Raw genomic sequence first — 22600 nt, 5'->3', positions numbered from 1 at the left:
TCTTTCTTAGCTTTTGAGACTATTTTTCAGGACGATCGCTAAGGCTGGGACATTGTCTTGGCCTTAGCTTTTTTCTAAGACGAATCATAAGGTAATAATTTGAAAGAGGTGTTTTTTTGGAAGAGATAAAACATTGTAAAGAATCGATAGTCATCCAAACACATCGGATTTTTCCATTCGATCTTAATCCTTTTGGGTTTTTATTTGGTGGAAAATTGATGACGATGATCGATGATGCTGCGTCGATCTCTGTGACAAGACATTGTCGTAGAGGTGCAGTTACTGCTTCTTTAGACAGCTTGAATTTTTTGAAGCCATTGCATGAAAACCATTCTGTGTGTGTAGAATCTTATGTAAGTGGTACTCATCATAAATCGATGGAAGTATTCGTTAAAATTATTGGGGAAAATCTGACAACTGGGGAGCGTTACTTAGCCGCAACTTGTTTTACAACATTTGTCGCTGTTCCGTCTCATATGAATGAAGAAACGGAATTTACAGTACCTAAAGTCATACCTGACACGGCAGAAGAAAAACTAGTGTGCGCAGGATACGAAAAACGGCGCAAACAGCGCTTACAAGAACGAGAAGACTACCGAGCTTTTGCTGCTCAATTATCAACAGATCTTCCTTGGTTAAAAAATGAAGGAATAGATGATTAGACTGCTTCATCTAGGATAAGTGAGATGGCTAAACTAGTAGCTAAACTGACTATTACTTGTGGAATAGGAAGTTTTATTCACGTAGTCAACTCAAACAGTAAACAAAAAATCATGAAGACAAGTTCGCGAACTTGCCTTCATGTCTTTTTTTGTTTACGATTCTTTTTGTACAGCCAACCCTTGAAGATAGATCGTCACGCTATCAAGAAAGAGTTGTTTTTCATTTTCTTGGTTCTGGTGAGCGGTGATACTAGCCTTTAGTCCAACTAGTGCATTTTCTTCGACATAACTTCTCATAGAAAGAATAGCATCTTTGAGTAAGTGATTACCGGCCATGATTTTGTGCCGAAGATTCTGTTCATGCTGTTGATCCAACAGTTGACCAATCAACAAGTGATGAAGAGCAAACACTGCTTGACGACTACGGTCAATCGAAAAGCCCGCTTGGATAAGAATCTGGATCATCATTTCTAAGTGTTCCAAACGACTCGCATAAGAAGGAACGGTATTGATTTCTAGCTCTGCACCACAAGGAAAGTGGGTGTAAAGGTCGTAGTAGTTTTCCATGAATTGAACAAGGCGTTCTTGCCAAGGTAAACGAGGCTCGGGAATGATTAGTTCATTTTCCATGAATTCAGCCATTTTTTGGAGCAAGTCTTGCTTATTTTTGAAATACCAGTAAAGCGCAGGGGCTTTTACTTGAACTTTTTGAGCAAGGTTTCGCATAGATAGTTTTGATAGTTCTTGCGTTTCTGCCAGAATCGCAAAAGCAGATTTGATAATCATTTCTTGGGAAAGCTTTGGTTCCAAATTTAATCAACCTCTTGTATTGCAATATTTTTTTAAACATGGTAAATTGTTAGTCGGCCTTATTTTACAGTGTTAAATAAGACCTGTCAATTTTAATAAAAAGGGGTGTAACAACCAATGGGCTTAATTTTAAGACATGCAAAAAAATACAAAGTTGCTGTATTTATTTCATTGTTTTCTGTAGCGATTATGGTAAGTGCCGCATTATGGCAACCGAAGCTTTTACAACAAGTATTAGAAGCTATTATTACAGAAGATAACGACAAGATGAAAACGATCGGTGTATACTTGATCAGTTTAGCTTTGTTAGGACTAGCAGCTGGAGTTTCAAATACGATTTTTTCAGCGAAAGTGGCACAAGGGATTAGTGCTGATATTCGGGAAGAAGCATTTCGTAAAATCCAGACTTTTTCATTTGGAAATATCGAAAAATTCTCTGCTGGAAATCTGGTAGTTCGACTAACAAATGATATTACACAAATTCAAAACCTAGTCATGATTTCTTTACAATCGCTCTTTAGAATTCCATTTCTGTTTATCGGGGCTTTTGTTTTGGCAATGATGACGATGCCGCAATTATGGTGGATCATTGTCGCATTGATCGTAGCAGTTTTCTTGATTACAGCTTTATCATTTACCAGAATGGGTAAACATTTTATGATCATCCAAAAACTGATTGATAAAGTCAATAGTATTGCCAAAGAAAATCTTATGGGGATCCGTGTAGTCAAATCTTTTGTCCAAGAAGACAATCAATTGAAAGAGTTTAGTAAAGTCAGCGAAGATCTAACGAAACACAACATCATTGTGGGAACCTTGTTTTCCGTGATGATTCCATCCTTTATGTTGGCTGCTAATTTAGCAGTAGTTAGCGCAATCTTTTTTGTTAGTGATTTAGCAAAAGATGATCCAACCTTAATCGGTGGTTTGGCTTCTTTCATGAACTATTTGATGCAGATCATGATGGCAATCATTATTGGTGGAATGATGATGATGATGACATCAAGAGCTGCAGTTTCATTGAAACGGATCAAAGAGATTTTAGACACAGAACCAGATTTAACATACCAAGATGTACCAGAACAGAATTTAACTGGATCAGTCACTTTTGATCATGTTTCTTTCCGTTATCCTGGCGATGATGCAGACACATTGAAAGACATCAGTTTTTCGATCCAACCAGGTGAAATGGTGGGGATTGTTGGTGCAACAGGAGCTGGTAAATCGACACTCGCTCAGTTGATTCCACGATTGTTTGACCCAACAGAAGGAAAAGTGGAAGTAGGCGGCGTAGATTTAAGACAAGTCAATGAAAAAAGCCTACGTCACACTGTATCCTTTGTTTTACAAAAAGCGATCCTTTTCTCTGGAACGATTGCGCAAAACTTGCGTCAAGGGAAAAAAGATGCTTCTGAAAAAGAGATGGAACATGCTTCTGCGATTGCTCAAGCACAAGAATTTATCGAAAAATTAGCGGATCGCTATGAGGCTCCTGTGGAAGAACGTAGTAGTAACTTTTCAGGTGGACAGAAACAACGGTTATCCATTACCCGAGGTGTCATTGGTGATCCTAAGATTTTGATCTTAGATGATAGTACCAGTGCATTAGATGCGCGTTCTGAAAAGTTGGTTCGTGAAGCATTAGCAAAAGAATTAAAAGGCACTACTACGATTGTGATCGCTCAAAAAATCGCTTCTGTTGTCAAAGCAGACCGTATTCTTGTATTAGATGAAGGCAGATTAGTGGGTGAAGGAACACACGAAGAACTAGTAGCAACCAATCGGGTGTACCAAGAAATTTTCGAAACACAAAAAGGAACGGAGGAGTAGCCATGACTGATTTAATAAAAGCCAGTAAGTTTTTCTATCACTATTTAAAACGGTATAAGGTCTCCTTTTTCTTTATTTTTGTTACAGTTATCATTGCCACTTATCTTCAAGTGAAGGCACCACAATATATCGGAGAAGCCTTTCAAGAACTAGCCAACTATGTTGGGGCTTTGATGCAAGGAGTCGATGATAAGAGTCGCTTCGTTTCCATTATTTGGAAACTATTAATGTTTTATGTTTTAGCGAGTGCCGCAAACTTCATTTACAGTATCTTATTTACGCAAGTGGTGGGTAAATCGACGAATCGGATGCGTATTGGTTTATTCAATAAACTAGAAAAATTGACGATCCGCTTCTTTGATTCTCATCAAGATGGGGAAATTCTTAGTCGATTTACGAGTGATTTAGATAATATCCAAAATAGTTTGAACCAAGCTTTGCTCCAAGTAATCACCAATATCGTTTTACTTTTTGGGATATTGATTATGATGTTCCGCCAAAATGTTGAGTTAGCTTGGGCAACAATTGCTTCTACACCAGTGGCAGTTTTGATTGCTGTTTTGATTATCCAAAAGGCAAGAAAATACGTTGATTTACAACAAGACGAAGTTGGGAAATTGAACGGCTATATGGATGAAAAAATCAGTGGGCAACGTGTCATCATCACCAATGGATTACAGGAAGAGACAATTGATGGTTTCTTAGAACACAATGAGACTGTTCGTAAAGCAACGTTTAAAGGACAAGCTTATTCAGGATTGCTTTTCCCAATGATGCAAGGGATGTCTTTAGTGAATACCGCAATCGTCATTTTCTTTGGTGGATGGTTAGCACTGAATGGGGATCTGGAACGCTCGGTTGCTTTAGGATTGGTAGTCACATTCGTTCAGTATTCCCAACAATATTATCAACCATTGATGCAAATTTCATCTGGTTATAGCATGATCCAATTAGCGATCACAGGAGCACGTAGACTGAATGAGATGTTTGCTGAAAAAGATGAAGTAAAACCAGCGAATGGTCAATCCTTTGATGGGATCGATAAAGGCTTATCTTTGGAACACGTTGATTTTGGTTATAACCCTGATAAATTAGTGTTAAATGATGTATCTATTGATGTAAATAAAGGCGAAATGGTCGCGTTAGTTGGACCGACTGGCTCAGGTAAAACAACGATCATGAATCTATTGAATCGTTTTTATGATGTGAATAGTGGTGCAGTAACGATTGATGGGACAGACATCCGTGAGTATGATTTAGATGCTTTACGAAAACATGTAGGAATCGTTTTACAAGAATCCGTCCTATTCTCGGGTACTATTCGTGACAATATTGTCTTTGGGAAACCTGATGCGACAGATGAAGAAGTGATCAATGCCGCTAAGCAGGCGAATATTCATGACTTTATCATGAATCTAGAAAAAGGGTATGAAACAGAAGTATCTGAAGAAAACAACTTGTTCAGTACCGGTCAGAAACAATTGATCAGTATTGCCAGAACGATCATTACGAATCCTTCATTGTTGATTTTAGATGAAGCAACAAGTAACGTGGACACAGTAACAGAAGCTAAAATCCAAAAAGCCATGGACGAAGCAATCAAAGGACGTACCAGCTTTGTGATTGCCCACCGGTTAAAAACGATTTTAAATGCGGATCGTATTGTTGTTTTACGTGATGGAAAAGTAATCGAAGAAGGAAATCATCATCAGTTGTTGGCAGAAGATGGCTTCTATGCTGAACTTTATCATAATCAGTTTGTCTTTGAATGATCTGTTTTTAATGAACAAATAAGCTAACTAATAGACTACTTAGAAGAGGGAATGGCTCTTTTCTAAGTAGTCTTTTTTTGTCTATGGAGATCTCTTTGACTTTAGCCATTGTGAGATAAGAATTGTTATTTTTCAGACTTGTCTGAAAAAGTTGAAGTAAGCTGTTTCAAGAAACCTGTTATATTTTGTGTTAAATAAGGCGCTCCTTAAAAACTATAAAAAGGCAGGTAATGGGTATGAAGGTAAAAATAAGGCAGGTGTGCTTACAATTGATGATGCTCTTGACGATTTTGGTTCCTTTGTCCAACCCGCTCTTTTTGATGGGACCGTTAGCACATGCTTCCTCAAATGGTCATTTCCATGTAACTGGACAACCAACAGGGTTTCAGTTAGGTGAGACTCACGGGAACAATGATAACGGCGTCCAATTGATGATCGATCCTGAAAAGGATGGCACGTATACGAGTGATTTGCCTGAAACAGGCGTTCCAAGTGATACGAATGTCCGCCTTAAAATCAATTGGTGGTTGGTCGATGACGATATTTATCCTAGCGGCGACCTAATGGCTAATGAACGCTATACGATCATTGAAAATATTCCTGACACGTTATTGATTCCAGCAGGTGGTCTATCGGGTGAATTAATGGATGAAACTGGACGATTTTCTTTTGGTACGTTTTATGTAAATGAAGATCGTAGTATAGCGATCCAATTTAATACCCGTATTTATAATTTTAGTGAGATCCAAGGCTCGTTTTCTATTGATACGAGTTTTGATAATATTACCGAAGAATTGATCGTAGATTTGGGAGAATATGGTGTAGTTGAAGTGCCAATCATTGTTAAAGGAGAAGAAATCGTTGAAAAGCAGGGAATTAGTTTTAATCGGGACACCGGAATTGTTGAATGGGAAGCGTTAGTCAACGAAGAACATCGAGCGCTGACAAATGTGAAAATCACAGATTTCTTTGGTGATAACCAGGAATTTGTGTCAGTTAGTATCCAAAAGAAAGAAGTGGAGGATGAACAGTTCCATCCTTTGTTAGCAAGTGATTATAGTCAAGCACAACAAGACAATCAAATAACTTGGACGATCAGAAATAATGAAACGCCTAAACGAACGGCTTATCGATTAATCATCCGTACCAGAGTCAAAGATCTGAGCCAACCAACTGTTCATAATCAACTCATTGTCGAAAGTGATGAATTAGGTCGGACAGAAACGAATGATGTCGAATTTGATATCGTAAAACAAGATTTTTCAAAACGAATAGCTAAAAATCCAAATGGATCAGACAAAATTGATTTTTATCAGGCGACAGATGAGCCTGGTCAACCAACAGGTAATCGAGAAGCGTATGACTATGTACTCGTGACTTGGCAAATCGACACGTATTATTACGTCGATGGTGAAAAAGACCCTATCGTCGATCGATTATCCGTCATTCCAGCAAATGCTGCGAGCCATACCTTTGAACAAGACTCACTGCAGATCACTGGAACGAATGCGGAGGGCTTTACAGTCGGTTTCAATGCAGAAAACACAGAGATGACGCTCACACCACCAGGGGATGCGAATGGCACCTACCGAATCACCTACCAAACGAGGATACAAACGACGGATGGACAGGTTTCAGCGGATACGATCCAGTTTTCCAACCATGCGATCCAAGGAAGTTTTGGTGAAGGTAGCGCTGGCGGAATTATTCCTAACCCAAGCATGCCAGGGATCGTAAAACGTGGAGTTGGGGGTGACCAGACTCAGCAGATCCAACATTGGGAGATTTTGTTCAATCAGGAAAATAAATTAGTTGAACAAGTAGAAATCCGTGATTCTTCCATCATCTTTGAAGAGGATCTCGTGCGATTGTTCGATCCTAATAACTATCACGGCTACTATGAGAACAATGTTCGTCCTTTTAAATGGATCTATTATGCTCGCTCATTACTAGAATCGACATTAATCATCACAGATGACGTAGGCAACACATTAGAAAAGGGTGTTGATTTTGAGTTGGTTTTGCATAATCTTTCTGAACCAGGCGAACGATTGATGTTGCCAGATGGGAGTTATTTACATCAAGCGAATAGTGCTTATCAAACAGGGTTTACGATCCGCTTGATTGGAGATTACGAAACAACGGATCGAACCATTAAGATTCATTTTTCAACGAAAGAGCATCAGTTATCTAGTAGAGGTTATTTAAAAATCTGGGATGAAGACCCTTCTCAGTTCAATAGAAGTAATTACTATTCCAGCGATCCAGTAGTCCAAGGGATCTATCCTTGGTTAGGTGGAACGTATATCCATCCAGATATTACGTTCTTCAACTACGCCAAAGCAACTTGGCGGCAAGGAGACGTTCAGTATTCTCAAGATTCAGTTGGTTATGGAACATTTGGCAATTGGCACTATAGCCTCATAAACGATGGACATAAAAAAGGGTTATTCCTACAGCCAGGGCAAAAGTATGAAGAAGCAATCGCTGAAGATGCAGAACAAGCTGATGCTGGAAATATCGGAACGTTTGAATATTGGACAGATGAAAGTTTTTCAAATGAGAGTCGACAACCGGTCTACACTGGAATCGTTGATCGCTACCAAACACTGTTTCGTCTAGAATTCAATCCTTCCAGTGGTCCATTACCAGCAGGAACCGTCATTGAAGATGATTTTTCGACCCTTGCTGGTTGGGAGTTTAAGCCAGACTCTGTTCACGTCTTTCAGGGGACCGCCAACCTAGCTGGTCCGATTGATCCTGATACGAATCAACACCGCTGGAAAATAGCGGCAGGAGATTATGCAGGGAATGAACGACTAGTGGAAGGTACGGATTATCGCCTAGAATATGATCCGCAAACACAATTGATGCGGATCGTTCTCTTAAAAGAGAGTCATCGACCAATCGTTATCTTCTTCATTGCCGATTATGTTACCACTCAAGAACTAGCTGATAATCCATTACTAGCAGGTTCTTATAAAAATATAGCGACACTGACAAGTCCTGGTGGGCGCAAGACAGAAGTAGAAACGCAAGTCACGATACCGACAGAAAGTTTAGTGATCAAGACGGGTGAAGTAGCAGACGACGGCGAACATATCACCTACCGCATGATCGTGAACCCAGGTGGCGCCAAATACCAGAATTTGTATCTCTTTGATCTCATGGATCATGAAGAAGAAACGACGCTTCTGCTAGATCCCGATACTGGAAAATATCGAATCAACGTTTTTGAAGGAAAATACAATCCCCAGACTCAGCAATTTGAAAAAATACGCCGTTTAATCGATGAACAAGATTTTCTACTGTTGGCACCACAACAACTCTTAGTCCCATATTTGCCAGAGTACATTGGCGTAGATGGGCGAGGTGCTTATCAAATCTTTGAATGGCAAGCAAATCCAGAAAATGACACAAGTGAAGCTCATTGGATCAGTCAGCAAACAGGAAGAGCTTTAAGTGAGCCAGGTGTGAAGGCAGAAACCGTCTTTGACCAGTTAGCTGCGGACGGTTTGATCAATTTATCGCAAAAAACCGCTCATTTCCAATTAGTTGTAGGTGATAATACCGGTCAGTCAGAAGTGACAGATAAAACATTGATCGTAGAATATACTGCCCAAACAACCGCTGATTCTGTCAATAATCGTGCAGGTGTTTTCTTGAATGGAAAACAAAAAGTGACGGAAGAATCCATTACGGACATCACGACGGGCGAAGGTTATGCTTCAGGAATCCACCGAATCGTGGAATTCTATAAAGCCGATCACGAAGGAAATGACCTTACAGGTTCAGAATTCCGTTTAGAGAAAAAATCTAAAGATTTTTTCCAAGAACAATTTCCTGAAAGAGTATTAGGGACATTTACGGTAGATAATCCTACTCAGATCGGTGGTGTTCATGAAGAAGAGGCTTATGGATTGACGAACGGAATCTATCGTCTGACAGAGATTACTCCACCAGCAGGTCCGTTTGCTGTACTACCAGAGCCCATTTATTTCAAGGTACAGGCATCAGGAACGACTAGTAGAGAAGAGGAAATTTTTTTCACCGATGAACAAGGGATTCCAGTGACACAAGAACGAGCAACGATCCAATTAGACAATGGACAGTTCAAGTTGACTGTTGAAAACCGACCAAAGCCTTTCATGATCGAAAAAAATTGGGATTTTACCACGCCTAATGCGGCAGTACCAGAGGAGATCAAAGAAGATTATGAAATTACGGTCAATTTATTAAGGGAACAACGGCATGAACAAAGCGATGAGTGGCGCTTGGATGCTTCATTCACACCCATGACTTTCACTTTAAATCAGGAGAATGAGTTTAAAGTGCTGGTCGAAGAGTTAGCCGATTTAGGTGAGGATTATCGTTATATCGTAAAAGAAACCAGCATCATCAATACCAAAACAGGAAAAAACCTGCAACCATATTTTGATTTAAGTAGTGGGGAAGAGGGCGATCAAGTTGATAATCTCAATAAGATCGTGAAAGATGCTAATCAGAATTGGCAAATCATCCTGAAAAATAGCACGACACCTGAAAGTACCCCTGAACGCGTCTATGTGGGATTTGAGAAACAATTTGAATTCAGCGATTTAGATTACTCGAGCATTAACTACATTACCTTTGAGTTATTTAGAAGTGTCGAAGAAGGGGAAAAGCAGAAAATCCAAACGATTCTCTTAACGCCAGGAGATACAGGTGAAGGGTTGAAATGGATCAGTAACCGCTTGGAGAAATTTACTCCAGATGGTCAAGCTTATCATTATTACATTAGAGAAATAAGTATTACTGATCACGAAGGTAGTGACCTTTCTGAACGATTTAGGCTAGCTGATACAGATTACATTTTGTTACAACCACATGAAGCTGTCCAAAACTTGGACGAAATGGAAGTCGTACCAATCATGAATACGGAAACGTCTGGCTTATTGCCAATGACAGGTGGACCTGGACTTCGCTTCTTTCTAATTGCAGCCCTCACTACCATTGTTTTATTACTAGGTTGGTTGTTCTATCGCTTGAGAAGTAAGCGAAATAGCAAATAGTAATTAGGACGGTCTGATGGCATTTCAGCAAATGAGAAAGGAGTAGAGGATATGCAGAAAAAAAGAATGTTTCAATGGCTGCTGCTAGGTCTGCTGTTAGTAACCGGATTCTTCCCATATAGAGGCTATGCTACTGATCCTGAGACTGTGACGTTCATCTTACACAAGAGAGTCCTTGTAGATGAGTCGATCACAGATCCACAGACCTCTCCATCAAATGGCAGACAATTGACAGAAAATGAATTGGCTAACTTAAATGGCCTTGGTCTGAGTGTTCCTTATAATGGCGCCACGTTTCATGTCTATCATTTGACGGATTACTATCTTCAAGCACAAGAAGATGCGCAAGCTTTAGCTAAACGCTTGGGACAGATGAACCCGATCCAGATCGAACAATTTATTGCAGAGCAGCAATTAGAAGAAGTGACAGGTAGTCCTGTCCTAACGCAGACTCATGCTGAATTTGGCGAAGGAGTGGGTGTGGTCGATGTTCCCAGAAAGCACAACGGTCACTATGGAATTTATCTGATCGTTGAGGATCATTCCCAGCAAACTAGTTATTTCAATGTGACAAATGCTGCACCGATAATGATTGGCTTGCCTCTAATGGACCCACTAAATGAAGTAGAGCTGACTCAGATTCATCTTTATCCTAAAAATGCTGGGTATTTTCGACAACCGTATTTTTACAAATATGGCAAAGAAGAAGACACTGAGCAGACCGAACCTCTCGAAGGTGTGATTTTTTCCCTGTTTCGTTATAACGAAGCTGGGGAAAAAATCTATTTAGCGCAAAATCAGGAGGCGTTAGGGGATGTGTGGAAACAAAGTGATGATCCCTTAAATGATGAAGCAATCGCAACCTTCATCTCTGATGCTGCAGGGCGTGTCAAGATAGCAGACCATTTTTTGATCGGTGGTGAATACTATTTTGAAGAATTGCAAACTCTTCCGGGGTATGAGATCAGTGAAGAAAATCGGCAGATCCCATTGTTTATCCCAAATACTTGGAAAAATGAAGCAGGCGAGTTTTTATTCATGACACTTAATGAACAAAAAATGTCGGAACCTTTTTCTGATGAACAGGACGAATCGGTAGAGAAAGGACCTAGAATCTATAACATTTCACGAGCAGGAGAGTCTCAAAAGGACGATGATCTGCCAACAGATGATGGGAGTGGACAAGGAGGGACAGCGACAGGGACGGAACAACTATTCAATCGTCTGTTACCACGTACTGCAGAAATGAGACAAGCGCTAGCTATTTTAGGTATTGCGTTGTTATTACTGGCTTACTTGTTAAGGAAGTACATGAACAAAACTAGGAGGGAAGAAGATGACTGAAAGTAAAAAGAATAAATTCAGGATATTCGTGATGCTTGCTACGTTGTTGTTTTCGGCATTCAGTCTTTTAGGAATGAGTCTTCCAGTAGCAGCAGCCCCAGAGCATGTGAATGTCACGCTTCATAAACGTGTTTGGCAGGATGAGATCCCGAAAGAAGCGTATCAACAAAATACTGGTGAACTAATGGAAAACTTTGGCGGTGATCCGTTAGACGGAGTGACATTTTCTGTCTATGATGTCACAGAACAATATTTTCGTTCTATCAGAGAGGATGGGAAAACAGCACGAGAAGCCTTGGAAAGAATCCAGTCTGATGCGGCTTTATATAAAAGAGCCCCTGATTATGCCAGTGGCCCTTTGCAGACTCAAGTGACAGCAACAGCAAGTGGCGAGACCGATCCAAACAGACAGGGGATTGCGGTCTTTGACCAATTACCTCGAAAAGATGCCCAAGGTAGAGATGCTGTTTATCTCTTTGTCGAAGAAGAATCACCAGCGAATATATATGAAATGGCATACCCACTACTTTTGGCTTTGCCAGTCTATGCTGGTGATGGAGAACTAACAGAGATCCACCTCTATCCTAAAAATATTTTGAAAGAACATTCGAAAACTTTAGTAGATAGCGGTCGGTTTAATGAAGTAACAATCACTCAAGATGGGAATCAAGTAACCTACTATGATGTTGGAACAGATGACATCTTAAATTATCTGTTGACGGTTGCTGTTCCCCGTGACTTAGGTAACAAAGCATTTTTCGAAATCACGGATACACCAACTAATGGGTTGCGACTAACGACCCCTGATTCAATCGAAGTATTGATTGATGGTGTAGCGGTACCTAGTAGTTATTTTACGATTGATACAGCTGCTCCGAATGGTGGGTTTACGATTACTTTCCACATTGACAATGAGGAAGTGGTTGAATTATTACAAGGAAAAACGCTCACGATTTCTTATGACATGTCGCTCACGGGTGATGCAATCACTCAACTATCTGATAATACCGCCACAATCGATTTTGGCTCGGATCCTACGATCTTAGATGGACCAAAAGTCAAGACGAATGAGCATCAATTTAGAAAGATCAATAGTCATGATGGCAATCCATTAAGTGGGGCGGTCTTTCGGATTTTTAAAGATTCTGATGGTCAAGTATTGTACGCACGTCTGAATGAAGAGAATGTCTTGATTGGTTGGGATGATGTCGGGACAGAAATAACCTCAGGACCAGATGGCTATTTTGATATTCGGGGCTTTAAAGCGGGAACCTACACGTTGGAAGAGGTGACGGCTCCAAGTGGTTACGTCATTTTAGATCCTTATACCACTTTTAAAATTGATTCAACTGCTTCAGAGACACCTTTAGTCACGATCGAAAACCAACCTCAAGGGCTTTTACCGGAAACCGGTGGTATGGGTATCTATATTTTCCTGCTGATTGGGGGACTGATTCTCTTAGCAGCCTACGTCGTTTATCGACAAACGAAAAAAAAGCCAATGTAAACAGGTTTTGAAGGAGGGAATATCCAATGTCCCAAAAACAGCGACCAAAAAAGTGGATTCGGATCGTGATGTATCTTCTTTTTTTAACAGGTGGATTAATTGCGAGTTATCCTTTTTATGTCAATGCCTTCAACCAACTCGTTGATCATTATCGTATCAATGAGTCTCAAAAAACAAAAGCAGAACAGCAACAGGCACGAGAAAGAGCCAAAAAGTATAATCAAGAACTAGCAGAAAGAGGCATGGGAGCGATCACGCTCCCAACCTACACTGGACGGAAAGAAGCGGACCTCGCTAATTATTTAGCAAATCACTTGATTGGTTCGATTCAAATTCCTAAGATTAGGGTCAGTGTTCCGCTGTTTGACCATGCAAGCCCAACGATCCTCCAATATGGTGCTGGAGTTTTGGAAGGAACGTCCTATCCTACTGGCGGCAAAAATAATCATAGTGTGATCTCTGCCCATAGTGGGATTCCTGAAAGAAAACTTTTTACGGATCTCGATCAACTGGAGTTGGAGGATATTTTCATTATCACCTATGCAGAAGAAAAGTTGGCCTATGAAGTGAATGACATCACTATTGTGACCCCTGACGACGTTAGCTCTCTAAAAATTTATCCAGAGGAAGATCTCGTGACTTTAGTCACCTGTACACCGTATATGATCAATTCCCATCGATTATTAGTCAGAGGACATCGAGTGCCTTATACAGAAGAACTAGCCCAAAAAGAAGCGAATGCAGAACAAAGACAATGGTGGCTCAATCTCATGATCTTACTCATTTTATTGCTCTTTGTAGGAAGTCTATCCCTGTTCATTCTGCGAGTCATACGTGAAAAGCCAATAGAATAGAAAAAGACATGTTGGATTACTTGAGAGAACCAATAATGAGAAAAAGCCCATAACCATAGAAAGCTTAGTGAAAACTTTCTAGTTATGGGCTTTTTTATATTCGTCAATTAACAAAACTGTCCAAAAAACATTGATAAGCCATAAAGAAGCGAACGGAGTAATTGAACAAAGCCAATTATTTCAACATTTTTTCTTCTCCACACAATACAAAATCGGTGGATTGTTTTTTTGATTAATAAATTGATAGTTTAAAACATTATACTGATCTTGAGGGAGCATTTGACAAAACTGTTGTACCATATCCAGTTCTGATTTCCCACCTTCATGACCATAGTAGACGACGATAATCATGCGTCCTCGAGGGGCTAAACGTTTCAGTATCTCTTCCATTGCGATTTTCGTTGTTTCAGGTAAAGTAATGATTGCTTTGTCACTCTTAGGAAGATAACCTAGATTGAAAATCCCTGCTTTGATTGGTTGCTCTGGAGCCACGACATTCCCCAGTGTCTCATGACCTTGTAAATAAAGAGAGACTCGATCGGTCAATGCTTGTTCAGCGAGTTTTTCTTTCGTGGATTGCAAGGCAGCAGGTTGGATATCAAAACTGTAAACATGTCCGGTCTTCCCGACCAATTCAGCCATAAAAAGCGTATCGTAGCCATTACCCATGGTGGCATCAATAGCATGGTCACCTGGTTGCAGGATTTCTGTTAATAACGTATGGCTAAAGTGTAAAGCAGTTTGTAGCATTAGCAACGCACTCCTTTACGAACATCAAATTTCCCTTGATAACTATTGCGACGAACCAATTCTTCATCTATCGCATTCAAGACTTCCCACTTTTCAAACTCCACATTGGTCCGATCAACGAATCCCAAGGGGCATCACCGGTAAGCCGATGGATAATGATTTCTTGAGGGATCATTTCCAATTGATCACAAATCACGTTGACATAATCAGGACGGGTCATCAGTTGTAAACGACCTTCATGATAATCACGAAGCATCCTTGTTTTGCGCATCAAGTGCATTAAGTGAAGCTTGATTCCTTGGATATCTGAATCAAGGATCGTACGTCGGACATTTTCACGCATCATTTCTAATGTTTCACCAGGTAAACCGTTGATTAAGTGAGTGCAGACACGAATGACATGTTTTCGTAATTTATTCACACCATCAAGGTAAGTTTGGTAGTCATGTGCGCGATTGATCAGTGTAGAGGTTTCTTCAAAAGTCGTTTGTAATCCTAATTCGACCCACAGATAAAGCCGTTCATTTAGTTCTGCGAGATAATCCACGACCGCATCTGGTAAGCAGTCTGGGCGAGTACCAATCGACAACCCGACAACACCAGGAAGGTTGATCACTTGTTCAAAACGCTCGCGAATGATTTCTACAGGTGCATGAGTATTCGTGAAATTTTGGAAATAAACGATATATTGGGTTACCCCTGGCCATTTTTGATGCATCATATCGATTTCTTTATGGAACTGAATAGGTAATGGGTCTTCGGGAGCGACGATCATATCACCTGATCCAGAAACACTACAAAAAGTACAGCCCCCGTGAGCCACTGTACCATCACGATTGGGGCAGTCAAATCCTCCATCGATTGGCACTTTGAAAATTTTCCCGCCAAATTCATTTCTTAACGCATAATTCCATGCGTGGTAGCGTTTATTTCCATCTGAATATGTAAATTCCATTGTTATCCTTCTTTCTTAATGGTGCTAAATTCATCACTTTCTTCTACTCGTATTGAACGATTCAGATCATTATACCTGATGAATGACGTAAAATCTAAGCACTTTATAACGAGAATCGTTCTTAGGATCAAGTAAAGAGACAGATTAACTAATCATCAAAGAAAAAAGTTAACTGTCTCTCCACAATTTTTTATTGATTTGGATGATTTGTAACAAAAGTTCTCACTAAAAAATACTTGTGTGAGATCAAGACGTTTTCTGCGTGTTTAGCCATTTTTCTTTTTGGGTTCGATAAATTGGATACGTGAAGCATAACCACGAGAGGCTAAGTAAAAAGCCACCTAGAATATCACTTGGAAAATGAACGCCTAAATAAATACGGCTAATCCCAACACTTACTATAATAAACGCTAGAAGTATTTGAATCAATGGACGAAAGACCTTTTTTTGAATAATGACAGGAATTAGAAAAATCAGTGTACCATATAAAATCATACTACCAGCTGCATGACCACTAGGAAAACTGTAACTGTGCTCTACCACAAGGTGTTCAAGGGTTGGGCGAACGCGCATCACGAATAGTTTGATCACAGGATTGATGATCCCAGCAATGGCAATAAAATTAACCGCTAACCAAATCATTTCAGGTCTTTTTTTCTTCCACCATAACAAAAATGAAACCAGCAAGAAGACTAAGATGACCGTGAGTGGATTGCCAAATTTTGTCATAAACAGCTGATAAGCATTCCAATGGGGGTAGGGAGCGCGGATCATTTCTGTTATTGATTGATCAAATCCCGCCAGTAAAGAAATACGGTATTTGACAATGTAGCCTAAGACTAAAAAGAGCAGTAAAAAACAAGCTCCAGCTACATGAAAAGTTGTACGTTGCTTCATAAATATCCTCCTTTTCAACAATGACTCATTATAGCATTATTCTCTCTATAAATAATATCCATAATTATTTATAGAATCGAGCACTTAATCAAAAAATAAAAAAGGTATTTTATTTGTAAATCACTTTGTAATCTCCTAGACATTTTCAAGTAATATAACTGACATACTTTGACTGGGAAAGTTTAAATCGATTATTTGTTAAAAGTCGTTAAAATCAAGCGGGGAAAGGTGCTATTTTTTTCTCAGTGTTGAACATTACGAAAGGTTACAGTCTGATTACAATAAGCAGTCACACACTTAAATAACTTTTAATAAAGATTAAGAGAAGTTATAATTATTATAATAGTATAGAAATTGTAGATAGAAGTTGGAGGATAGAAGATGGAAAACATTGCAAGAAAAGAACGTAGACGTTTAAATGAAACCAAACGTTTTCGTAAAGTAAAACGTAGTGCTGCACTTGTCGGTACGGCGATGGTCGGCTGTTCTGTGGCAGCGCCATTGATTCAGCCTGTACAGGTAGATGCTGATCAAACCCCCACACAATTCGGTGCCAGAATCAATACAGCAGCGTTTATTGCTGAGATTGCTACGTATGCACAACCAATTGCTCAAGCCAACGATTTATATGCCTCAGTCATGATTGCTCAAGCAGTCGTCGAAAGTGGTTGGGGAAGTAGTGCCTTGTCACAAGCACCTTACTATAATCTATTTGGGATTAAAGGAAGTTATCAAGGTCAAACTGTTTATATGGATACACTTGAATATCTTAACAATAAATGGGTATCTAAAAAAGAACCTTTCCGTCAGTACCCTTCTTTTGCAGAGTCATTTAATGACAATGCCTATGTTTTAAGAAATACCTCTTTTGGTAATGGCTATTATTATGCAGGTACTTGGAAAAGCAACACTAAATCTTATACTGATGCTACTGCTTGTTTGACAGGTCGTTATGCAACTGATCCAGGGTATGCTGGAAAACTAAACAATATTATTACAACCTATGGATTGACCAAATACGATACACCAGCTAGCGGCAACGCTGGAGGCGGTGCAACGATTGGAAATGGCGGGAATACGGGAAATACATCCAATTCTGGAAGTACTAGTGGGAACTCAGGCGGTTCTGCAACTACGACTGGTACGACTTATACCGTCAAATCAGGAGACTCCGTTTGGGGAATCTCTCATTCATTTGGAATCACGATGGCGCAGTTAATCGAATGGAATAATATCAAAAATAATTTTATCTATCCAGGACAAAAATTAACGATCAAAGGTGGCCAATCTGCAGGTTCTTCAACCACTAACACTGGTAATAATGCTTCTTCTGGAAATACTTCTGGCAACACGAATACGTCTGGCAGTACGGGGCAAGCAACTGGTGCAAAATATACGGTTAAATCAGGCGATTCTGTTTGGAAAATTGCGAATGATCATGGGATTTCGATGAATCAACTGATCGAATGGAATAACATCAAGAATAACTTTGTTTATCCAGGTCAACAGTTGGTTGTTTCAAAAGGTAGTTCTTCAGCAAGCGGTTCTACTTCTAATACATCGACAGGTAATACATCTAGTAATACGGCAAATACAGGAAGTACTACTTCTGGAAGTACTTATACTGTCAAAGCAGGCGAATCGGTTTGGAGTGTTTCGAATAAATTTGGAATTTCCATGAACCAACTGATTCAATGGAACAATATTAAAAATAATTTTATTTACCCAGGGCAAAAATTGATTGTCAAAGGTGGCTCATCTTCAAGTAATGCGTCCGCTTCGACAGCTAATAACAAGAACACCGCATCAAGCAATACCAGCTCAACTGCGACAGGGCAAGCGACTTATACTGTCAAGGCAGGCGAATCAGTATGGGGTGTTGCAAATAAAAATGGGATTTCCATGAACCAGTTGATTGAATGGAACAATATTAAGAATAACTTCATTTATCCAGGACAGAAATTGATCGTCAAAGGTGGAAGCAGTAAAGCAAGCGCAACAGCAACAACCAAACCAACAGCTTCAACGCCAGCTTCTACAACTCCAACGGCTTCTTCAACGGGTGATACGAAGTACACCGTTAAAGCAGGCGAATCGGTGTGGGGCGTTGCCAATAAACACCATATTACGATGGATCAGTTGATTGAATGGAACAACATCAAAAATAATTTTATTTATCCAGGACAAGAAGTCATCGTTAAAAAAGGCACTGCACAATCAACGCCAGCGAAATCAGATGAAAAAACCTATACCGTCAAAGCAGGCGAATCAGTATGGGGCGTTGCCGATAGTCATGGAATCACCATGAATCAATTGATCGAATGGAATAATATCAAGAATAACTTTATTTATCCGGGACAACAGTTGATCGTCAAAAAATAAGTAATGATACATGGCAGGAAATCAGTAAATGTGTGAAATAATATTTGAACTTGTAGCATTTATTTGTTACTATGAATCTACACTTTTGAGTAAATAAAAATCAACGCCTGAAAAGGAAGTAGTAAAAAGTCGAAAGTTTTAGAGAGCACATGGTTGGTGGAAATGTGTACGGACGCTTTTGAACTCGCCTTTGAGTTGCGCCTACTGAAATCACAAACAGAGTAAGTAGGAGCGGTGACGACCGTTACAACGTTTGAGGCCTTTGTGAAAAGGCAAAATTAGGTGGTACCACGTAGATTACGTCCTATAAAAAGAGCAATCTTTTTATAGGACTTTTTTGTTTTCTTCAGATGAAAAAAACAAAAAGGTGAGGCTAGACTTCACTAAACTTCGACAGATTAATGTGGAAGTACAAATAGATCAGGGGGATAGAAAATGAGTTATAACCATAAAAAAATCGAAAAGAAATGGCAAAAATACTGGGCAAAAAACAATACCTTCAATACCCATGATGATCCTGAAAAACCAAAGTTCTATGCGTTGGATATGTTTCCATACCCATCAGGTCAAGGATTGCATGTTGGACATCCGGAAGGCTATACAGCAACAGATATCTTATCTCGTTTTAAACGCAGTCAAGGATTCAATGTCTTGCATCCGATGGGATGGGATGCGTTTGGACTACCAGCCGAACAGTACGCATTAGATACAGGAAATGATCCAGCTGAATTTACACAAAAAAACATTGAAACATTTCGTCGTCAAATCAATTCTTTAGGGTTTAGTTATGACTGGAATCGTGAAGTCAACACAACTGATCCAGAATATTACAAATGGACACAATGGATCTTTACAAAATTGTACGAAAAAGGCTTGGCATATGAAGCAGAAGTAGCAGTTAACTGGGTACCTGAGCTTGGTACGGTGATCTCTAATGAAGAAGTGATCGATGGAAAAAGTGAACGTGGCGGCTACGATGTCGTCCGCAAACCAATGCGTCAGTGGATGCTGAAGATCACTGCATACGCAGATCGTTTACTTGATGATCTTGATTTAGTAGATTGGCCAGATAGCATCAAAGAAATGCAACGCAACTGGATCGGTCGTTCAGTAGGAGCAAATGTTGAATTTAAAGTTGCTGGAACAGATAAAACGTACACGATTTTTACCACACGACCAGATACACTGTTTGGCGCAACGTACTCTGTTTTAGCTCCTGAATTAGACTTGGTGCAAGAAATCACGACGCCAGAACAAAAAGCAGCAGTTGAAGCATACATCGAAGAGACAGCTAAAAAATCAGATTTGAAACGTACAGATCTAGCGAAAGAAAAAACGGGTGTCTTTACTGGAGCTTATGCCATCAATCCAGTTAATGGAAAAGAGATCCCGATCTGGATCGCTGACTATGTGTTAGCTTCTTATGGTACTGGAGCAATCATGGCTGTGCCTGCTCACGATGAACGTGATTATGAATTTGCAAAAACCTTTGATTTAGAAATTCTTCCCGTGATCGAAGGAGGAAATATTGAAGAGGCTGCTTATACAGAAGATGGTCCTCATATCAATTCTGAATTTTTGAATGGCATGAATAAAGCAGAAGCCATTGCTAAAATGAATGAATGGTTAGAAGAAAATAATTGTGGGAAAAAAGAAGTCAGCTATCGTTTACGTGACTGGTTATTCTCACGTCAACGTTACTGGGGGGAACCAATTCCGATCATTCATTGGGAAGATGGTACAGTCACAGCTTTACCAGAAGAAGAGCTGCCATTACGTTTGCCTAAAACGACTAATATCAAACCAAGTGGAACAGGAGAATCGCCACTTGCCAACATCGAAGAATGGGTGAATGTTGTCGATCCTGTGACTGGTAAAAAAGGTCGCCGTGAAACCAATACAATGCCACAATGGGCAGGAAGTTCTTGGTATTATTTACGTTATATCGATCCACATAATAAAACAGAATTAGCGAACTATGAGAAATTAGAACGCTGGTTGCCAGTAGATATCTACATTGGTGGAGCAGAACATGCCGTTCTTCACTTGCTGTACGCTCGTTTCTGGCACAAATTCTTATATGATATCGGTGTTGTACCTACAAAGGAACCATTCCAAAAATTATACAACCAAGGAATGATCTTGGGAGAAAACAACGAAAAAATGTCTAAATCACGTGGCAATGTCGTTAATCCAGATGATGTCGTGGCCAAATATGGCGCAGATACATTACGATTATATGAAATGTTTATGGGACCATTAGACGCATCGATTGCTTGGAGTGAAAATGGACTAGAAGGAAGCCGCAAATTCTTAGATCGTGTTTGGCGTTTGATCGTGGATGAAAACAATAAGATGCGTGATCGAATCACCACTTTAAATGATGGAAAATTAGATAAAGTGTATCATCAAACCGTCAAAAAAGTTACGGAAGATTACGAAAATCTTCACTTCAATACAGCCATCTCTCAATTAATGGTGTTTGTCAATGAAGCGTATAAAGTGGATGCACTACCTTATGAATATATCGAAGGATTTGTTCAATTGTTGGCACCGATCGCACCACACATGGGTGAAGAACTATGGGCAATCTTAGGAAATGAGGAAGGGATTTCTTACGCACCTTGGCCAACTTATGATGAGTCAGCTTTAGTCGAAGATGAAATCGAAGTTGTCTTCCAAATCAATGGTAAGGTCCGAGGAAAAGCTAATGTTTCACGTGACTTACCAAAAGATGAACTTGAAAAAATAGCGATGAACAATGAAACGATCAAAGAAAACATTGCTGGCAAAACTGTTCGTAAAGTGATCGTTGTACCAAATAAATTAGTAAATATCGTGGCTAATTAAAAAGCAGGAACAAGTGAATTATAAGAGATTGTTGAAGGAGCTTTCGATGAAACCCAGAGCCACTTTCAGAATGAAGAACAGATCATTAAAAACAATTTTGGCTGTTTCAGTATTTTAAGATGTTTTATAAGTCGCAATCAGTTCAGCAAGTTTATAACTGAATAAACAAAAAAGAGATTATGACAAAAGTGTCTAGCTCTGAGAAATAAGCCGGAAAAGAGGTTGAGCCATGTGTTGGCTCAACCTCTTTCTTCGGCTTATTTTCCGTTAGAGCTTGAAACACCGTGGATAAGATCGTGAAAGAGGCGGATAGCTCCGAGCAGATGCTTAAATACTATTTATTTGTCTTGGGTCGCTTCCTCTCAAACTCTTTTATAGAAAAATAAAGTGAAGAGAAACTAAAACAAAGAAAATATCAATTGAAGAGTTAGAACCATTCACCGAGTGGAAGTTTGCTGACGTTTTTTTTTGTGAATGACTATCCAAGATGAACAGTTATTTTTTGTTAGTTACAAAAGTGAAAAAAACAAAAAGTGTTTTATTAAAATTGCTTATGTCTCATAATATTTGCATCGTGATACCTTTTGAACGTAAACAAATGACACATTTTTTTAAAACATTGTTATTTTTATTTAGTTGGCATGTTTTCTTTTTTTTTAATACCAAGCTATAGTATTACGCTATTTTGTTTTTTTTATTTTAGAAAAATGACAGGCAGATGAAACAACCGCAAATCTGTTAAAAATTACCATTCTATCGGTAAAAAAAGGTTTTGTTCTAAGCGGATAATCGTAGATAATTTTAGTGTAGGTGTTTCATATGTTTTTGGAGGTGAGTATACGTAAGATTAAAATGAAAAATTTTTCTTTACATAGTGATTTTTGTTATGTTAATAGTCAAATAAACTATCATCTCATGAGCAAAAAAGTAACCTTT

General features: G+C 39.3%; 12 protein-coding genes, 1 pseudogene and 1 other annotated feature. Of the genes and pseudogenes, 9 read left to right on the top strand and 4 right to left on the bottom strand.

Features of this window, described 5'->3' with window-relative positions; all coding sequences use genetic code 11:
• The first annotated feature begins 116 nt into the window (after positions 1 to 116).
• Positions 117 to 662, top strand: coding sequence for an acyl-CoA thioesterase (locus IGL28_RS12245; protein WP_010736958.1), 546 nt, complete (start codon positions 117 to 119; stop codon positions 660 to 662).
• A gap of 153 nt (positions 663 to 815) precedes the next feature.
• On the opposite strand, the gene IGL28_RS12240 is transcribed toward IGL28_RS12245, so the two are convergent.
• A complete protein-coding gene (locus IGL28_RS12240; RefSeq protein ID WP_081128888.1) occupies positions 816 to 1472 on the bottom strand; it encodes a TetR family transcriptional regulator in 657 nt (218 codons plus the stop codon).
• 117 nt (positions 1473 to 1589) lie between these two features.
• On the opposite strand from IGL28_RS12240, the gene IGL28_RS12235 reads away from it, so the two are divergent.
• From IGL28_RS12235 to IGL28_RS12210, 6 genes are all read left to right on the top strand, one after another.
• The gene (locus IGL28_RS12235; protein ID WP_081204229.1) at positions 1590 to 3302 is read left to right on the top strand and encodes an ABC transporter ATP-binding protein; all 1713 of its coding nucleotides are present in this window, start codon (positions 1590 to 1592) and stop codon (positions 3300 to 3302) included.
• Between the two features lie 2 nt (positions 3303 to 3304).
• Positions 3305 to 5074 (top strand): ABC transporter ATP-binding protein, encoded by a 1770-nt coding sequence (locus IGL28_RS12230; RefSeq protein ID WP_081128884.1) that lies wholly within the window; start codon positions 3305 to 3307, stop codon positions 5072 to 5074.
• Positions 5075 to 5310: 236 nt separating this feature from the next.
• Entirely contained in the window at positions 5311 to 10125 is a 4815-nt protein-coding gene (locus IGL28_RS12225; protein ID WP_438743404.1) for a prealbumin-like fold domain-containing protein, read from the top strand.
• A 51-nt stretch (positions 10126 to 10176) separates the two neighbouring features.
• Positions 10177 to 11469 carry a pilin N-terminal domain-containing protein gene (locus IGL28_RS12220; RefSeq protein WP_081128880.1) on the top strand — a complete coding sequence of 431 codons (1293 nt, stop codon included), beginning with the start codon at positions 10177 to 10179 and terminating at the stop codon, positions 11467 to 11469.
• Positions 11462 to 12976, top strand: a complete 1515-nt coding sequence (locus IGL28_RS12215) for a SpaH/EbpB family LPXTG-anchored major pilin (protein ID WP_081128878.1) — start codon at positions 11462 to 11464, stop codon at positions 12974 to 12976. The genes IGL28_RS12220 and IGL28_RS12215 overlap by 8 nt, the downstream gene beginning before the upstream one ends.
• 26 nt (positions 12977 to 13002) lie before the next feature.
• Entirely contained in the window at positions 13003 to 13830 is an 828-nt protein-coding gene (locus IGL28_RS12210) for a class C sortase (protein ID WP_081128876.1), read from the top strand.
• A gap of 180 nt (positions 13831 to 14010) precedes the next feature.
• Here the strand turns inward: IGL28_RS12210 and IGL28_RS12205 are convergent, their stop codons facing one another.
• The 3 genes and pseudogenes from IGL28_RS12205 to IGL28_RS12195 form a co-directional block, all read right to left on the bottom strand.
• Positions 14011 to 14580 carry a class I SAM-dependent methyltransferase gene (locus IGL28_RS12205; RefSeq protein ID WP_010721030.1) on the bottom strand — a complete coding sequence of 190 codons (570 nt, stop codon included), beginning with the start codon at positions 14578 to 14580 and terminating at the stop codon, positions 14011 to 14013.
• Positions 14580 to 15535, bottom strand: a pseudogene (locus tag IGL28_RS12200) (TIGR01212 family radical SAM protein). Before IGL28_RS12200 ends, IGL28_RS12205 begins: the two are co-directional and overlap by 1 nt.
• Before the next feature lie 246 nt (positions 15536 to 15781).
• Entirely contained in the window at positions 15782 to 16432 is a 651-nt protein-coding gene (locus IGL28_RS12195; protein ID WP_010721028.1) for a phosphatase PAP2 family protein, read from the bottom strand.
• Between the two features lie 381 nt (positions 16433 to 16813).
• Here IGL28_RS12195 and IGL28_RS12190 point away from each other — a divergent pair, with 381 nt between their 5' ends.
• Positions 16814 to 18814, top strand: a complete 2001-nt coding sequence (locus tag IGL28_RS12190; RefSeq protein WP_063627621.1) for a muramidase-2 — start codon at positions 16814 to 16816, stop codon at positions 18812 to 18814.
• A gap of 99 nt (positions 18815 to 18913) precedes the next feature.
• Positions 18914 to 19124: a binding site (T-box leader), on the top strand.
• A 125-nt stretch (positions 19125 to 19249) separates the two neighbouring features.
• On the top strand, positions 19250 to 21664 hold the full coding sequence (gene leuS / locus IGL28_RS12185; RefSeq protein WP_081128873.1) for a leucine--tRNA ligase: 2415 nt from the start codon (positions 19250 to 19252) through the stop codon (positions 21662 to 21664).
• Positions 21665 to 22600: the final 936 nt, after the last annotated feature.

Source organism: Enterococcus sp. AZ077 (genome assembly GCF_051714965.1).
Classification (GTDB): Bacteria; Bacillota; Bacilli; order Lactobacillales; family Enterococcaceae; genus Enterococcus_B; species Enterococcus_B hirae.
This window is presented reverse-complemented; position numbering and strand designations above follow the sequence as displayed.

Bases quoted from the DNA above. Each gene is read 5' to 3' on its own strand.
- IGL28_RS12235 (WP_081204229.1), top strand. From the start codon at position 1,590: ATGGGCTTAATTTTAAGACATGCAAAAAAATACAAAGTTGCTGTATTT.
- IGL28_RS12230 (WP_081128884.1), top strand. From the start codon at position 3,305: ATGACTGATTTAATAAAAGCCAGTAAGTTTTTCTATCACTATTTAAAA.
- IGL28_RS12225 (WP_438743404.1), top strand. From the start codon at position 5,311: ATGAAGGTAAAAATAAGGCAGGTGTGCTTACAATTGATGATGCTCTTG.
- IGL28_RS12220 (WP_081128880.1), top strand. From the start codon at position 10,177: ATGCAGAAAAAAAGAATGTTTCAATGGCTGCTGCTAGGTCTGCTGTTA.
- IGL28_RS12215 (WP_081128878.1), top strand. From the start codon at position 11,462: ATGACTGAAAGTAAAAAGAATAAATTCAGGATATTCGTGATGCTTGCT.
- IGL28_RS12210 (WP_081128876.1), top strand. From the start codon at position 13,003: ATGTCCCAAAAACAGCGACCAAAAAAGTGGATTCGGATCGTGATGTAT.
- IGL28_RS12205 (WP_010721030.1), bottom strand. From the start codon at position 14,580: ATGCTACAAACTGCTTTACACTTTAGCCATACGTTATTAACAGAAATC.
- IGL28_RS12195 (WP_010721028.1), bottom strand. From the start codon at position 16,432: ATGAAGCAACGTACAACTTTTCATGTAGCTGGAGCTTGTTTTTTACTG.
- IGL28_RS12190 (WP_063627621.1), top strand. From the start codon at position 16,814: ATGGAAAACATTGCAAGAAAAGAACGTAGACGTTTAAATGAAACCAAA.
- leuS (WP_081128873.1), top strand. From the start codon at position 19,250: ATGAGTTATAACCATAAAAAAATCGAAAAGAAATGGCAAAAATACTGG.